This window comes from Burkholderia sp. A2, assembly GCF_001729305.1.
GTDB lineage: Bacteria > Pseudomonadota > Gammaproteobacteria > Burkholderiales > Burkholderiaceae > Burkholderia > Burkholderia sola.
This window is the reverse complement of sequence record NZ_LZXX01000108.1, coordinates 98,741-114,075: the sequence shown is the minus strand read 5'-3', so window position 1 is coordinate 114,075 and position 15,335 is coordinate 98,741. Positions and strand designations below refer to the sequence as shown.

Sequence of the window (15,335 nt, the reverse complement as noted above, 5' to 3'; positions counted from 1 at the left end):
TCGGTCGGGAAGGACGCGGCGGCAAGCGCCGCCGCGCGGGGATCAGATCAGGCGGTTGTCGGGCAGGCGCTTCGCGATTTCGGCCACGAGCGTATGCGCGAGTTCGTCTTTGGGCGCGCGCGGCAGGCGCGTCAAGCCGGCGGCCTCGAACAGCACGACTTCGTTGTCGTCGCGGCCGAACGTCAGCGGGCCGAGGTTGCCAACGAGCAGCGGCACGTTCTTGCGCTTGCGCTTGTCGTCGCCGTGCACGTCGAGGTCGCCGCTTTCGGCCGCGAAGCCGACGCAGAACGGCGCATCGGGCAGCGCCGCGACCGACGCGAGGATGTCGGGGTTCTCGACGAACGCGAGCGCCGGCATCTTGCGGTCAGCCGTCTTCTTCATCTTGTGCTCGGCCGGCTGGTCGACGCGCCAGTCGGCGACCGCGGCCACCGCGATGAAGATGTCGGCATCGGCGACCGCATGCATCACCGCGTCGTACATCTGCTGCGCGGTCTGCACGTCCTGGCGGTACACGCCCCACGGCGTGTCGAGCGCGACCGGGCCGGCGACGAGATGCACGTCGGCGCCGGCCTGTTGCGCGGCGCGCGCGAGCGCGAAACCCATCTTGCCGCTGGAGCGGTTCGTCAGGCCGCGCACCGGGTCGAGCGGCTCGAACGTCGGGCCGGCCGTGATCAGGACGCGGCGGTGCGCGAGCACCTTCGGCGCGAAGTGCGCGACGATCGCTTCATAGATCGCTTCGGGCTCGAGCATGCGGCCGTCGCCGACTTCGCCGCAGGCCTGCGCGCCCGAATCCGGGCCGAGCACCGACACGCCGTCCGCGCGCAATTGCGCGGCGTTGCGTTGGGTGGCCGGGTTCTGCCACATCTGGCGGTTCATTGCGGGCACGACGAGCAGCGGACAGTCGCGCGCGACGCACAGCGTCGACAGCAGATCGTCGGCGAACCCGTGCGCGAGCTTCGCGAGGAAATCCGTCGACGCGGGCGCGATCACGATCGCGTCGGCTTCGCGCGACAGGTCGATATGCGCCATGTTGTTGTCGATGCGCGCGTCCCACTGGCTCGTATAGACGGGCCGGCCCGACAGCGCCTGCATCGTGACGGGCGTGATGAACTGGGTGGCGGCGTCGGTCATCGCGACCTGCACGGTTGCGCCGGCCTTCACGAGCAGCCGCGTGAGTTCGGCGATCTTGTAGCAGGCGATGCCGCCCGTCAGGCCGAGAACGAGGTGTTTTCCTGCGAGTTCTGCGTGTGCCAACTCAGGCCTCCTGGGGTCAAACGGAACGGCCGGCGCGAAGCCGGCCGTCGACACGGAGTATGCGCGCTCAGCGCGCGCCGCGCACGCGCCGCAGCTCGTCGTAGATCAACAGCACCGCGCCGATCGTGATCGCGGAATCGGCGAGGTTGAACGCCGGGAAGTGCCACGCGCCGACGTGGAAATCGAGGAAGTCGATCACGTGGCCGTAGACGAGCCGGTCGATCACGTTGCCGAGCGCGCCGCCGAGGATCAGCGCGAGCGACACGCTGAACAGCCGCTGGTGGCCGTGGCGCTTCAGCAGGAAGCAGATCACGAGCGTCGCGCCGACGCCGAGCGCGGTGAACGCCCAGCGCTGCCAGCCGCTCGCGGTCGACAGGAAGCCGAACGCGGCGCCGCGGTTGTACACCAGCACGAGGTTGAAGAACGACGTCAGCGCATGCTGCGCGCCGTACGCGAACGTTTTGAGGATCGCGATCTTCGACAGCTGGTCGAACAGGATCACGATCAGCGAAATGCCGAGCCAGGGCGCGAGCGCGCCGCTGACCGGTTTCGACAGGGTCTTCGCCATGGTTACGCAGCGCTCCGGATTTCGCCGTTTTCAAACAGGTTCGAGAAGCAGCGGCCGCACAGCGTCGGATGCTCGGCGTGCGCGCCGACATCTTCGCGGTAGTGCCAGCAGCGTTCGCACTTCTGGTACTTCGACGCGGCCACGTCGACGCTTTCCTGCGCTTCGTCGTCAACCTTCACGACGGTCGCCGCGGACGTGATCAGCACGAACTTCAGGTCGTCGCCGAGGCTCGTCAGCGCGTCGTAGCGCGCGCCGCTCGCATGCACGGCCACTTCGGCTTGCAGCGACGAACCGATGCGGTTCGCGGTGCGCGCTTCCTCGAGCGCCTTCGTCACGTTGCCGCGCACGTCGCGCAGCAGCGCCCACTTGTCGATCAGCGCGGCCGAGCCGGCGACTTCCGGATACGCGTAGTAGGTTTCCGTGAAGATCGTGTCGCTTGCCGGCTGGAACACCTTCCACGCTTCTTCCGCCGTGAACGACAGGAACGGCGCGAGCACGCGCAGCAGGCCGTGCGTCAGGTGGTACAGCGCGGTCTGCGCGGAGCGGCGCGCGCGCGAATCGGCGGCGCTCGTGTACAGGCGATCCTTCAGCACGTCGAGGTAGAAGCCGCCGAGGTCTTCCGAGCAGTACGTCTGCAGCTTCGCGACGACCGGGTGGAATTCGTACTTCTCGTAGTGGCCGAGCAGTTCGGTCTGCAGTTGCTGCGAGAACGCGACCGCATAGCGGTCGATCTCGAGCCATTCGTCGACCGGTACCGCGTGCTGCGCGAAATCGAAGTCCGACAGGTTCGCGAGCAGGAAGCGCAGCGTGTTGCGGATGCGGCGATAGCCTTCCGTCACGCGCTTCAGGATTTCCTCGGAGATCGCGAGCTCGCCCGAATAGTCGGTCGACGCGATCCACAGGCGGATGATTTCCGCGCCGAGACGGTTCGCGACTTCATGCGGGTCGATGCCGTTGCCGAGCGACTTGCTCATCTTGCGGCCTTCGCCGTCGACCGTGAAGCCGTGCGTGAGCAGGCCCTTGTACGGCGCGCGGCCGTCGATCATCGATGCCGTCAGGAGCGACGAGTGGAACCAGCCGCGATGCTGGTCCGAGCCTTCGAGGTACAGGTCGGCCGGGAACTGCAGCTGATCCTTGTGCGAGCCGCGCAGCACGTGCCAGTGCGTCGTGCCCGAGTCGAACCACACGTCGAGCGTGTCGCGGTTCTTCTCGTACAGGTTCGCGTCGTCGCCGATCAGCTCGCGCGGATCGAGCGATTGCCACGCCTCGATGCCCGACTGCTCGACGCGCTTCGCGACTTCCTCGAGCAGCTCGAGCGTGCGCGGGTGCAGCTCGCCGGTTTCCTTGTGCACGAAGAACGCCATCGGCACGCCCCACTGGCGCTGGCGCGACAGCGTCCAGTCGGGACGGTTCGCGATCATGCTGAACAGGCGCTGCTTGCCCCACGACGGGTAGAACGCGGTCGCGTCGACACCTTCGAGTGCCGTCTCGCGCAGCGTCTTGCCGCCGTCGCGCGGCGTCACGTCCATGCCGGCGAACCACTGCGACGTCGCGCGGTAGATGATCGGCGTCTTGTGGCGCCAGCAATGCATGTAGCTGTGCGTGTACTTCTCGCTGCGCAGCAGCGAGCCGGCCGCGTTCAGCGCGTCGACGATCTTCGGGTTCGCGTCCCAGATCGACAGGCCGCCGAACAGCGGCAGCGATTCGATGTAGCGGCCGTCGCCCATCACCGGGTTGATGAAGTCGGAATCGGTCATCCCGTGCGCCTTGCACGACTGGAAGTCCTCGATACCGTACGCAGGCGACGAGTGCACGACGCCGGTACCGGTGTCGGTCGTCACGTAGTCGCCGAGATAGACGGGCGCGGTGCGCTGGTAGCCGGGGTGGGCCGATGCGAGCGGGTGGTGGAAGCGCAGGTTCGCGAGCTTCACGCCGGGCGCGGTCGCGACGACGCGGCCGGTCAGCTTGAAGTCGGTCATGCAGGCTTCGACGCGCTCTTGCGCGATGATCAGCAGCCCGCGCTCGGTATCGACCAGCGCGTAGATGATTTCCGGATGGAGGTTCAGCGCCTGGTTGGCGGGAATCGTCCACGGCGTGGTGGTCCAGATCACGATGCCGCCGTCGGCGCGCGGCAGCGCCGGCAGGCCGAACGCGTGCGCGGTCTTTTCCGGTTCCGCGAACGCGAACATCACGTCGATCGTCGGGTCGGTGCGGTCCTTGTACTCGACTTCCGCTTCCGCGAGCGCCGAGCCGCAGTCGAAGCACCAGTTGACCGGCTTCAGCCCGCGGTACACATAGCCCTTCTCGATGATCTTGCCGAGCGCGCGGATTTCTTCCGCCTCGTTCACGAAGTTCATCGTCTTGTACGGATTCGCCCAGTCGCCGAGCACGCCCAGGCGCTTGAAGCCGACCTTCTGCTTCTCGATCTGCTCGGTCGCGTACGCACGCGCCTTGCTCATCACTTCGGCCGCCGGCAGCGACTTGCCGAACTGCTTCTCGATCTGGATCTCGATCGGCATCCCGTGGCAATCCCAGCCCGGCACGTACGGCGCGTCGAAGCCGGCCATGTTGCGCGACTTGACGACGATGTCCTTCAGGATCTTGTTGACCGCGTGGCCGAGGTGGATGTCGCCGTTCGCATACGGCGGGCCGTCGTGCAGGATGAACTTCGGCCGGCCCTTGCTGGCCGCGCGGATCTTGTCGTAGATGCCGCGCTCCTCCCACTCCTTGACCCACTGCGGCTCGCGCTTGGGCAGGTCGCCGCGCATCGGGAACGGCGTGTCGAGCAGGTTGACCGGATACTTGGCCTGCGGTTTCGAATCGGCTTTCTTGTTGCTCATGATGGGATCGCTATCTAAATCGGGGACGCTCGGGCGTCGTGAATCGGGTAGGCGCGCGACAGGGCGGCGCGAGGGGTGCGGCGCGCGGCGCCGCCGTCCGGATCAGCTAATTCGGTCGGTGGCCGACGTCGCGAAGCCCGTCGCGCGGCTGCCCGGCGCGCGGTCGCGCTCGATGAAGTACGCGCGCGCGTTCGCGACGTCCAGCGCGATCGCGCGCGACAGCGCCTCGAGATCGTCGAACTTCGCCTCGTCGCGCAGCTTCTTCAGGAATTCGACGCGGATCAGCTTGCCGTATGCATCGCCGTGCCAGTCGAGCAGGTGGACTTCGAGCAGCACGCGGCCCGAATCGTCGACGGTCGGGCGCAGCCCGAGGCTCGCGACGCCCGGCAGCGGCTCGGGGCCGAGGCCGTGCACCTGCACGACGAAGATGCCCGCGAGCGCCGGCCGCTTGTGCGCGATCGGCAGGTTCAGCGTGGGGAAGCCGAGGTCGCGGCCGAGCTTGAGCCCGTGCGCGACGTGGCCGCTGATCGCGTAGCCGTGGCCGAGCGCCTGCGCGGCCGCGTCCAGATCGCCCGCGGCGAGCGCCGCGCGCACGCCGGAGCTGGAAATGCGCGTGCCGTCGCTGCCGGCCACCGTGCCCATCTGCTCGACCTCGAAGCCGTGCTGTTCGCCGGCCGCCTTCAGCGTGTCGAAGGTGCCCGCGCGCTTCGCGCCGTAGCAGAAATCGTCACCGACCATCATCCAGCGCGCGTGCAGCCCGTTCACCAGCGTGCGCTCGACGAACGCCTGCGGCGACTGGCTCGCGAAGGTGTGGTTGAAGTGCTCGACGACGACGCGGTCGACCCCGTGGTCGCGCAACGCTTCCAGCTTGTCGCGCAGCATCGCGATGCGCGGCGGCGCGCCGGCCGGGTTGAAGAATTCGCGCGGGTGCGGCTCGAACGTCATCACGCACACGGGCAGGCCGCGCGCGTCCGCTGCCGCGCGCACGCGCGCGAGCAGGGCCTGGTGGCCGCGATGGACACCGTCGAAGTTGCCGATCGTCAGCGCGCACGGGGCGCGGCTCTCGGCGTTGGGCAGGCCGCGGAAGACTTTCACGATAGCGGATGCAGCGTCGGGGGAATGGGCGGTGGGATGCCGCAAAGCAGAAGATTATAAACGTTCGGGCGGCCCGACGGCCGAGAAGGCGGGAAACGCGAGGGCGAATGGTAAAATTCGCGGATGAAAAAACTCGTGATCCTGATTTCCGGTCGCGGCAGCAACATGGAGGCCATCGTTCGCGCGTGCGCGCAGGAACGCTGGCCGGCCGAGATTGCCGCCGTGATCGCCAACCGGCCGGATGCGGCCGGGCTCGCTTTTGCCGCGTCGCACGGGGTGGCGACGGCGGTGGTCGACCACCGGTCGTTCGACGGCCGCGACAGCTTCGACGCGGCGCTTGCCGCCGAGATCGACCGTTTCGCGCCCGATCTCGTCGTGCTTGCCGGCTTCATGCGCATCCTCACGCCCGCATTCGTCAGACGATACGAAGGCCGGCTGCTGAACATCCATCCGTCGCTGCTGCCGAGCTTCAAGGGCATCCACACGCATCAGCAGGCGCTGGATGCCGGCGTCGCGCTGCATGGCGCGAGCGTGCATTTCGTCATTCCCGAGCTCGACAGCGGCGCGATCGTCGCGCAGGGCGCGGTGCCCGTGCGCGCCGGCGACGACGCGGCCGCGCTCGCGCGGCGCGTGCTGACGGTCGAGCATGTGCTGTATCCGCGCGCGGTGCGCTGGTTCGTCGAGGGGCGGTTGCGCCTCGAGAACGGCCGTGCAGTGGTGGCGCCCGAAGAGGCGCGCTGGATTTTCGCGGATCAACCGCATACCGAAACGAGTGAGGGCGTATGAAGCTGCACGGATTCCTGATCGGCCAGACCGAGACTTTGCTGGCCGAGGTGCTGAAGTTCGCCGGCCCCGCCGACGCGACGACAAGCCGGTTCTTCCGCGCACACCCGAAGCTCGGGCATGCCGAGCGCGGCGTGATCGCCGAGGCCGTGTTCGCGGTGCTGCGCCGGAAGATGGAGTTCTCGCATCTGGCCGAGAGCGGCACCGGCACGCCCGCGCGGCGCCTCACGCTGCTCGGCCTGATGCAGACGATGGGGCGCAATGCGCTGAAGCCGTTCCTGTCCGACACCGAGTCCGCGTGGCTCGAGCACGTGTCTAAGATCGATCCGGCGAGCCTGCCCGTGCGGATTCGCACGAACCTGCCCGACTGGATTCACCAGGCGCTGTCGGCCCGTTTCGACGCCGACGAGCTCGCGCAGCTCGCCGCCGCGCTGAACTACCCGGCGCCGCTCGACCTGCGCGCCAACACGCAGAAGGCGAGCCGCGACCAGGTGATCGAAGCGCTGCGCGTGAGCGGCATCGACGCGGGCGCGACACCGTTCGCGCCGTTCGGCGTGCGCGTGGTCGGCAAGCCGGCGCTGACGCGTCTGAAGCTGTTCGAGGAAGGCGCGATCGAGGTGCAGGACGAAGGCAGCCAGCTGCTGTGCTCGCTGGTCGCGCCGCGGCGCGGCGAGATGGTCGTCGATTTCTGCGCGGGCGCGGGCGGCAAGACGCTCGCGCTCGGCGCGATGATGCGCTCGACCGGGCGCCTCTATGCGTTCGACATCTCGGAGAAGCGCCTTGCGAAGCTGAAGCCGCGCCTCGCGCGCAGCGGGCTGTCGAACGTGAACCCGGTGCTGATCGACAGCGAGCACGACGCGAAGATCAAGCGGCTCGCCGGCAAGATCGACCGCGTGCTGGTCGACGCGCCGTGCAGCGGCCTCGGCACGCTGCGCCGCAATCCGGACCTGAAGTGGCGCCAGACGCGTACGGCGATCGACGAGCTGACGCCGAAGCAGGCGTCGATCCTCGCGAGCGCCGCGCGGCTCGTGAAGAAGGGCGGCCGGCTCGTCTACGCGACCTGCAGCGTGCTCGATGCCGAGAACGAACGCATCGTCGAGCAATTTCTCGCCGATCACCCCGAGTTCGTGCTGGTGCCGGCGCAGCAGGTGCTGGCCGACCAGCGCATCGAGCTCGAGACGGGCGACTACCTGTCGCTGTGGCCGCACCGTCATGCGACCGACGGCTTCTTCGCCGCGGTGCTCGAACGCCGCGCCGCGCCGTAACGACTGCCCGGACGGACGATGGAGAATCTGCAGAGCCGCCTGCTGTCGCACCGGCTGGCATCGGTGATTCGCGATTTCCACCAGCCGGTGATGATCTGGCAGGCGGCGATCCTCGTCGGTGCGCTGTGCTTCGCCTGGGTGGCCGCGCGCTTCGTGCACGGCCGCATCGATGCACGGCGGCGGGCGGCCGGGCGCGCGCCGGGCGCGGGCGCGCAGAGCCTGAAGCGTGCGCTGTTTCCGCTGTTCGGCAGCGTGTTCGTCGGCGGCGCGCAGCTCGCGTTCGAACCGTTCATGTCGACGTCGCTGCTGTCGCTCGCGCTCGTGCCGCTGTTCGGCATCGGACTGATCTACGTGCTGTTCTTCTTCGCGCGGCGCGCGTTCGCACGCGACGGCCATACGCACGCGTGGCTGTCGATCGTCGAGAAGATCGTGTCGACCGTCGTGTGGGCCGCGATGGTGATGACCGTGCTCGGCATCCAGCGCGACGTGCTTGGCTGGCTCGACAGCGTGCAGTTCCGGGTCGCGACCGCGCACCTCACGCTGCTGTCGGTGATCTCCGGCGCGCTGTGGGTTTGCGTGACGCTGATGGTCGCGATGTGGCTCGGCTCGGTGCTCGAGGATCGCCTGTCGCGCGCAAGCACGCTCGACGCGAACCTCAAGGTCGTGCTGTCGCGGGTCGGCCGCGCGCTGCTCGTGTTCGCGGCGATCCTGATCGGGCTGTCGCTCGTCGGCATCGACGTGACGGTGCTCGGTGTGTTCGGCGGCGCGGTGGGCGTCGGCCTGGGTTTCGGGCTGCAGAAGATCGCGAGCAACTACGTATCGGGCTTCATCATCCTGCTCGACCGCTCGTTGCGGCTCGGCGATGCGATCAGCGTCGGCGGGCTGCAGGGCGTCGTCACGCAGATCCGCACGCGCTACACGGTCGTGCGCGGCCTCGACGGCAACGAGACGCTGATTCCGAACGAGAAGCTGATCACCGACGTCGTGCAGAACCAGTCGTCGTACCTGACGCGCGGCTATGCGAAGGTCGCGGTGCAGGTCGCGTACACGAGCGACGTCGAGCGGGCGCTCGCGTTGCTCGCCGACGCCGCGATGGACGTGCCGCGCGTGCTGGCCGACCCCGCGCCGACCCCGTACCTCGTGAGCTTCGGCGCGGACGGGATCGATCTGGAGCTCGGTTTCTGGATCGAGGATTCGGCGAAAGGCACGTCGGGCGTGCGCTCGAGCGTGAACCGCAACATCTGGCGGCTGTTCAGCGAGCACGGGATCTCGATTCCGTTCCCGCAGCGCGAAGTGCGCGTGGTTGGGCTCCCGGACGGCTTTCCCGCGGCGGGCGCGGCGGCTGGGCTCGAGCCGGCGGCGGCCAACGGTGCGCGGGACGGGCACGCGCCGGCGGCGTAGCGGACGCGGGCGGTCAATCGTACCGATTCCGTGGTCGAAACCGGATCGCGGGCCTTTCCCAGTCCGCGCATGGACCGCGCGGATTGCGTCAGGGCAAGAAAATATTCATTTTTTACAAAGACTTGGAACGGTTGAAGTAAAATTCCGGTCTACACGCGGTATGCTTTCATTCTTCTGACGCCAGCGTGGCGTCGCTCTCATCACGGGTAACTGCCTTGTTGAATTCCCTGCTCGATTTTCTTTCCCACGGGCTCCTGCATTTTTCGTGGTGGCAGGTCGCGTTGTTCGCGCTCGCCGTCACGCACGTCACGATCATCGGCGTGACCGTCTACCTGCACCGCTGCCAGGCGCACCGCGCGCTGGAGCTGCATCCGATCGCGAGCCACTTCTTCCGCTTCTGGCTGTGGATGACCACCGGCATGCTGACCGGCCAGTGGGCCGCGATTCACCGCAAGCACCACGCGAAGTGCGAGACCGAGGAAGATCCGCACAGCCCGCAGACGCGCGGCATCTGGAAGGTGTTCCTCGAGGGCGCCGAGCTGTACCGCGCGGAAGCGAAGAACGAAGAGACGATGCGCAAGTTCAGCCACGGCACGCCGAACGACTGGCTCGAGCGCAACGTCTACTCGAAGTACCCGATTCTCGGCATCAGCATGATGATGGTGATCGACGTCGCGCTGTTCGGCGTGCTCGGCCTGACCGTGTGGGCCGTGCAGATGGTCTGGATTCCGTTCTGGGCCGCGGGCGTCGTGAACGGCTTCGGTCACTTCTGGGGCTATCGCAACTTCAACTCGGCCGATGCGAGCACGAACCTGTTCCCGTGGGGCATCGTGATTGGCGGCGAGGAACTGCACAACAACCACCACACGTTCGCGACGTCGGCGAAGCTGTCGAACAAGTGGTACGAGTTCGACATCGGCTGGATGTACATCCGCATCATGTCGGCATTCGGTCTCGCGAAGGTGAAGAAGGTCGCGCCGACGCCGCGCCTGAACAAGCCGAAGACGGTGCTCGATCAGGAAACGCTGCAGGCCGTGCTGTCGAACCGCTACGAAGTGATGGCGCGCTACGGCAAGGCCGTGAAGCGCGCGTACCGTCAGGAGCTCGCGCACCTGAAGGAGCTCGGGTCGAGCGAGAAGTACCAGCTGATGCGCAGCGCGCGCAAGTGGTTCCACAAGGACGCCGACGGCCTCGACGAGCCGCAGAAGAAGCTGCTGCCGGAAATCTTCGCGAACAGCCAGAAGCTGCATACGTACTTCCAGCTGCGCCAGGATCTGGCCGCGATCTGGGATCGTTCGACCGCGTCGCGCGAACAGCTTCTCGCGCAATTGCAGGATTGGTGCCATCGCGCAGAACAAAGCGGCATCAAGGCGCTGCAGGAATTCGCGACACGCCTGCGTCGCTACGCCTGATTCGAAATCGATTAGAATCTCAGGACGTCACAAACCCCGCGTTGGCGGGGTTTTTTCATTTGGGCCGCCGGTTTTCGACGGATCGGCGGCGCCGGGATTGGTATGAGGCTTGGGGCCGGCGTCGGTGCTGAAGCACTCACTCCGGCCGACCGCGTAGCATGGGGCATGAGTAAGCGCTGAAGCGCTAACTCCTGCCGACAGGAGATATGGAGATGCAATCGACGATCAAACCCGTCGAGTACGACCGGCCCGTCGCAGCAGGGACCGTGTGCGGCGTCGGACAGGCGTGGGCCAAGGTGCCCGAGGCGCCGTCCGCCGAGGAGCGCGCTGCGCTGAAGGCACGCATCAAGGCGTTGCTCGCCCGTGAAAAGGCCGTGCTCGTCGCCCACTACTACGTGGATGCCGAGCTGCAGGAACTGGCCGACGAAACGGGCGGCTGTGTGGCCGATTCGCTCGAAATGGCCCGCTTCGGCCGCGACCACGACGCGCAGACGCTCGTCGTCGCCGGCGTGCGCTTCATGGGCGAAACCGCGAAGATCCTGAGCCCGAACAAACGGATCCTGATGCCCGATCTCGACGCGACCTGTTCGCTCGACCTCGGCTGCCCGGTCGACGAATTCTCGGCGTTCTGCGATGCGCATCCGGACCGCACCGTCGTCGTCTACGCGAACACCAGCGCGGCCGTGAAGGCGCGTGCGGACTGGATGGTCACGTCGTCGATCGGCCTCGAGATCGTCGCCGACCTGCATGCGCGCGGCGAAAAGATCATCTGGGCGCCGGACCGCCATCTGGGCAGCTATATCCAGAAGAAGACCGGTGCCGACATGCTGCTGTGGCAGGGCTCGTGCCTCGTCCACGACGAATTCAAGGGCATCGAGCTCGACCTGTTGCGCGCCGAATATCCGGACGCGAAGGTGCTCGTGCATCCCGAATCGCCGGAAAACGTCGTGGCGCAGGCCGATGTCGTCGGTTCGACCACGCAACTGATCGACGCGGCCGTCAAGTTCGACGCGAAGCGCTTCATCGTCGCGACCGATCTCGGCATCCTGCACAAGATGCAGCTTGCCGCGCCCGGCAAGACCTTCATCGCCGCGCCGACGGCCGGCAACAGCGCGACGTGCAAGAGCTGCGCGCACTGCCCGTGGATGGCGATGAACGGCCTCGCGAACCTCGCCGACGTGCTCGAGCGCGGGCACAACGAGATTTTCGTCGATCCGGCGATCGGCGAGCGCGCGCGTTTGCCGATCGACCGGATGCTCGAATTCGCGGCTGCGCACAAGAAGCGCGTGCAGGCGAGCGGCGACCTGCAGCGCGACCAGCAGCTGTTCGCGAACGTGGGGGCGGCATGAGCAACGCCGTATCCCCGCTGTTCGACGCCGTCCGCGCCCAATACGGTGCGGCATTCGACGACGCGATCGCGCGCAACGTGGCCGATGCGATCGCCGAAGACGTCGGCCCCGGCGACCAGACCGGGCGGCTCGTGCCGGCTGGCGAGCGCCGCCGCGCGCGGATCATCGTGCGCGAGGAAGCGGTGCTGTGCGGCGTGCCGTGGTTCGAGGGCGTGATCGCCCGGATCGATCCGTCGATCGTCGTGCAATGGCGCTATCGCGAAGGCGACCGGATGACGCCGGATTCGACCGTATGCGAACTCGAAGGGCCGGCGCGCGCGCTGCTGACGGCCGAGCGCAACGGGCTGAACTTCCTGCAGTTGCTGTCGGGTGTGGCGACCGCGACGCGCCGTTACGTCGATCGCGTCGAAGGCACGCGCGCGAAGATCCTCGACACGCGCAAGACGCTGCCGGGGCTGCGGCTCGCGCAGAAGTACGCGGTGCGCGTGGGCGGCGGCGAGAACCAGCGTCTCGCGCTGTACGACGGCATCCTGATCAAGGAGAATCACATCGCGGCGGCAGGCGGTGTCGGCGAGGCGCTCGATGCGGCGTTCGCGCTGGAGTCGGGCGTGCCGGTGCAGGTCGAAGTCGAGACGCTCGCGCAGCTCGACACGGCACTCGCGCATCGCGCGCAGTCGGTGCTGCTCGACAACTTCACGCTCGACATGATGCGCGAAGCGGTGCGCGTGACCGCGGGCAAGGCCGTGCTCGAAGTCTCGGGCGGCGTCAATTTCGATACGGTGCGCGCGTTCGCGGAGACGGGCGTCGATCGCATCTCGATCGGCGCGCTGACGAAGGACGTGCGGGCGACGGATTATTCGATGCGGATCGTCGACTGACCGAACGGCGTTCGTCAGACAAAAAGCCGTTGGCGCGCAAACGCCAACGGCTTTTTTCTCGGGCTGCGGTCGCCGCCGGGAAGGGCGGCGCGCCGCTCAGCGGCGCGAGCGCGGCGTGAGCACGCTCGGCAGCGCTTTCGGCAGCGTATGTGGCCAGTCGCGGCTGTAGTGCAGTCCGCGGCTTTCGCGGCGCGAGTACGCGCTCTTCACGATCAGCGTGGCCACGTCGACGAGGTTGCGCAGTTCGAGCAGATCGCGCGTCACGCGGAAATTCGCGTAGTACTCGTGGATCTCGTCGCGCAGCAGCGACAGCCGGTGCTTCGCGCGCTCGAGGCGCTTGTCGGTGCGCACGATGCCGACGTAGTTCCACATCAGGCGGCGCAGTTCGTCCCAGTTGTGGGCCACGACGACTTCCTCGTCCGCATCCGACACGCGGCTTTCGTCCCATGCGGGCAGTGCGGTGGGCGTTTGGGCGTCGAAGCCGACCGCTTCGATCGCCTCGGCCGCCGCCCGGCCGATCACGAGGCATTCGAGCAGCGAGTTGCTCGCGAGCCGGTTCGCGCCGTGCAGCCCCGTGTACGACGTTTCGCCGACCGCATACAGGCCGGCGAGATCCGTGCGCCCCGTGAGATCGGTGACGACGCCGCCACACGTATAGTGCGCGGCCGGCACGACGGGGATCGGCTGTTTCGCGATGTCGATGCCGAATTCGAGGCAGCGCGCATGAATCGTCGGGAAATGTTCGCGCAGGAACGCTTCCGGCTGATGGCTGATGTCGAGATACACGCAGTCGATCCCGCGCTTCTTGATCTCGAAATCGATCGCGCGTGCGACGATGTCGCGCGGCGCGAGCTCGGCGCGCGGATCGTGCGCGGGCATGAAGCGCGTGCCGTCGGGCAGCTTCAGCAGGCCGCCTTCGCCGCGCACGGCTTCCGAAATCAGGAACGACTTCGCGTACGGATGGAACAGGCAGGTCGGGTGGAACTGGATGAATTCCATGTTCGACACGCGGCAGCCTGCCCGCCATGCCATCGCGATGCCGTCGCCGGTCGCGGTGTCGGGGTTGGTCGTGTACAGGTAGACCTTGCCGGCGCCGCCGGTGGCGAGCACCGTATGCGGCGCCTCGATCGTGATCGTGCGGTCGTTGTCGACGTCGAGCGCATACAGGCCGTGACAGCGGCGGCCGGGCAGGCCGAGCCGGTCCGACGTGATCAGGTCGATCGCGTGGTGGTTTTCGAAGAACGTGATGTTCGGATGCTGGCGCGCGCGCTCCGACAGCGTCGCGAGCACCGCATGGCCGGTCGCATCGGCCGCATGGATGATCCGGCGGTGACTGTGGCCGCCTTCGCGCGTCAGGTGAAAGCCGAGTTCGGCCGCGTCGTCCTTCGTGAACGGCACGCCTTGCGAGATCAGCCATTCGATTGCTTCGCGGCCGTGCTCGACGATGTAGCGCGTCGCGCCTTCATCGCACAGCCCGCCACCGGCGACCAGCGTGTCGTCGACGTGGTTCTCGATGCTGTCCGCCGAGTCGAGGACCGCCGCGATGCCGCCCTGCGCGTGATCGCTTGCCCCCTCCATCATCGAACGTTTCGCGATCAGCGCGACACGTCGCGTGCTGGCCAGGTTGAGTGCGACCGACAGCCCTGCCAGGCCGCTGCCGACGATCGCCACGTCGAATTTCATGCTGCATCTCCATCGTTACGCTTTTTGATGTTGCGTTCCGCCGGTCGTCGCCGCGGAAAGGGAAGAGCATACCGCGTCGGGCGCGAGCGCGCGCGCCAAAACAAAAAGCCCCGCGGGTGCGGGGCTTTTCGGTCGCCGTCAGGCTGGCAGAAACCGGAGATTACTTGATCTTGGTTTCTTTGTATTCCACATGCTTGCGGACGACGGGATCGAACTTCTTGATCGCCATCTTTTCCGGCATGTTGCGCTTGTTCTTCGTGGTCGTGTAGAAGTGACCCGTACCAGCGGTCGACTCAAGCTTGATCTTGTCGCGGGCGCCTTTTGCCATGATTCTGCTCCTTGGGCTTAGGCTTCGCCGCGTGCGCGCAGGTCAGCGAGCACGGAATCGATGCCGTTCTTGTCGATCAGGCGCAGGCCGGCGTTCGAGACGCGCAGACGCACCCAGCGGTTTTCGCTCTCAACCCAGAACCGGCGGTTTTGCAGGTTCGGGAGGAAGCGACGCTTCGTCTTGTTGTTGGCGTGGGAAACGTTGTTGCCGCTCATCGGCGCTTTCCCAGTTACTTGGCATACGCGTGCCATGAGAGCACTCCTAATACGCTAAATTCGGGGTTCGATCGCCGGTGAAGGTTCCATCGCACCGCCACGTGATCCATGGCTGCACTCAGAACGCCGTAGCCCTTGCAGACAAGGCCCTTCGATGGCTAGAACTGGTTGGAAAAAAGACAGACGGCGATTCTAGCAGAAAAAGTTCAGAAAAATCAAACCTAATTTCGCTTCGCCGTTGCGGCGCCCTGGGATGGGCCGCCG

At 66.9% G+C, this 15,335-nt stretch carries 13 protein-coding genes; 6 read left to right on the top strand and 7 right to left on the bottom strand.

All coding sequences use genetic code 11. The annotated features are described in order from the left end of the window. Nucleotides 1-42: 42 nt before the first annotated feature. From coaBC to A9Z05_RS24830, 4 genes are all read right to left on the bottom strand, one after another. On the bottom strand, nt 43-1,254 hold the full coding sequence (gene coaBC, locus A9Z05_RS24845) for a bifunctional phosphopantothenoylcysteine decarboxylase/phosphopantothenate--cysteine ligase CoaBC (protein ID WP_069620435.1): 1,212 nt from the start codon (nt 1,252-1,254) through the stop codon (nt 43-45). Nucleotides 1,255-1,321: 67 nt separating this feature from the next. Then, nucleotides 1,322-1,822, bottom strand: a complete 501-nt coding sequence (gene lspA / locus A9Z05_RS24840; RefSeq protein WP_069620434.1) for a signal peptidase II — start codon at nt 1,820-1,822, stop codon at nt 1,322-1,324. Between the two features lie 2 nt (nt 1,823-1,824). After that, nucleotides 1,825-4,662, bottom strand: a complete 2,838-nt coding sequence (gene ileS / locus A9Z05_RS24835; RefSeq protein ID WP_069620433.1) for an isoleucine--tRNA ligase — start codon at nt 4,660-4,662, stop codon at nt 1,825-1,827. A gap of 102 nt (nt 4,663-4,764) precedes the next feature. Next, nucleotides 4,765-5,757, bottom strand: a complete 993-nt coding sequence (locus A9Z05_RS24830; RefSeq protein ID WP_069620432.1) for a bifunctional riboflavin kinase/FAD synthetase — start codon at nt 5,755-5,757, stop codon at nt 4,765-4,767. A gap of 123 nt (nt 5,758-5,880) precedes the next feature. On the opposite strand from A9Z05_RS24830, the gene purN reads away from it, so the two are divergent. From purN to nadC, 6 genes are all read left to right on the top strand, one after another. Further along, nucleotides 5,881-6,543 carry a phosphoribosylglycinamide formyltransferase gene (gene purN, locus A9Z05_RS24825; RefSeq protein ID WP_069620431.1) on the top strand — a complete coding sequence of 221 codons (663 nt, stop codon included), beginning with the start codon at nt 5,881-5,883 and terminating at the stop codon, nt 6,541-6,543. Further along, complete coding sequence (locus A9Z05_RS24820) at nt 6,540-7,805, top strand: RsmB/NOP family class I SAM-dependent RNA methyltransferase (protein ID WP_069620430.1); 1,266 nt, start codon at nt 6,540-6,542, stop codon at nt 7,803-7,805. The genes purN and A9Z05_RS24820 overlap by 4 nt, the downstream gene beginning before the upstream one ends. 18 nt (nt 7,806-7,823) lie before the next feature. Continuing rightward, nucleotides 7,824-9,206, top strand: coding sequence for a mechanosensitive ion channel family protein (locus tag A9Z05_RS24815; RefSeq protein ID WP_069620429.1), 1,383 nt, complete (start codon nt 7,824-7,826; stop codon nt 9,204-9,206). A 215-nt stretch (nt 9,207-9,421) separates the two neighbouring features. Beyond that, complete coding sequence (locus A9Z05_RS24810; protein WP_069620428.1) at nt 9,422-10,618, top strand: acyl-CoA desaturase; 1,197 nt, start codon at nt 9,422-9,424, stop codon at nt 10,616-10,618. Nucleotides 10,619-10,830: 212 nt separating this feature from the next. Then, a complete protein-coding gene (gene nadA, locus A9Z05_RS24805) occupies nt 10,831-11,967 on the top strand; it encodes a quinolinate synthase NadA (protein ID WP_034208752.1) in 1,137 nt (378 codons plus the stop codon). Then, nucleotides 11,964-12,845, top strand: a complete 882-nt coding sequence (nadC, locus tag A9Z05_RS24800) for a carboxylating nicotinate-nucleotide diphosphorylase (RefSeq protein WP_069620427.1) — start codon at nt 11,964-11,966, stop codon at nt 12,843-12,845. The genes nadA and nadC overlap by 4 nt, the downstream gene beginning before the upstream one ends. A 96-nt stretch (nt 12,846-12,941) precedes the next feature. On the opposite strand, the gene nadB is transcribed toward nadC, so the two are convergent. The 3 genes from nadB to rpmB all read right to left on the bottom strand — a co-directional run bounded on the left by nadB (nt 12,942) and on the right by rpmB (nt 15,107). Continuing rightward, entirely contained in the window at nt 12,942-14,528 is a 1,587-nt protein-coding gene (nadB, locus tag A9Z05_RS24795) for an L-aspartate oxidase (protein ID WP_069620426.1), read from the bottom strand. A gap of 160 nt (nt 14,529-14,688) precedes the next feature. Further along, nucleotides 14,689-14,856, bottom strand: coding sequence for a 50S ribosomal protein L33 (gene rpmG / locus A9Z05_RS24790; protein WP_006478046.1), 168 nt, complete (start codon nt 14,854-14,856; stop codon nt 14,689-14,691). A 17-nt stretch (nt 14,857-14,873) separates the two neighbouring features. Next, nucleotides 14,874-15,107 carry a 50S ribosomal protein L28 gene (rpmB, locus tag A9Z05_RS24785; RefSeq protein ID WP_004186391.1) on the bottom strand — a complete coding sequence of 78 codons (234 nt, stop codon included), beginning with the start codon at nt 15,105-15,107 and terminating at the stop codon, nt 14,874-14,876. Nucleotides 15,108-15,335: the final 228 nt, after the last annotated feature.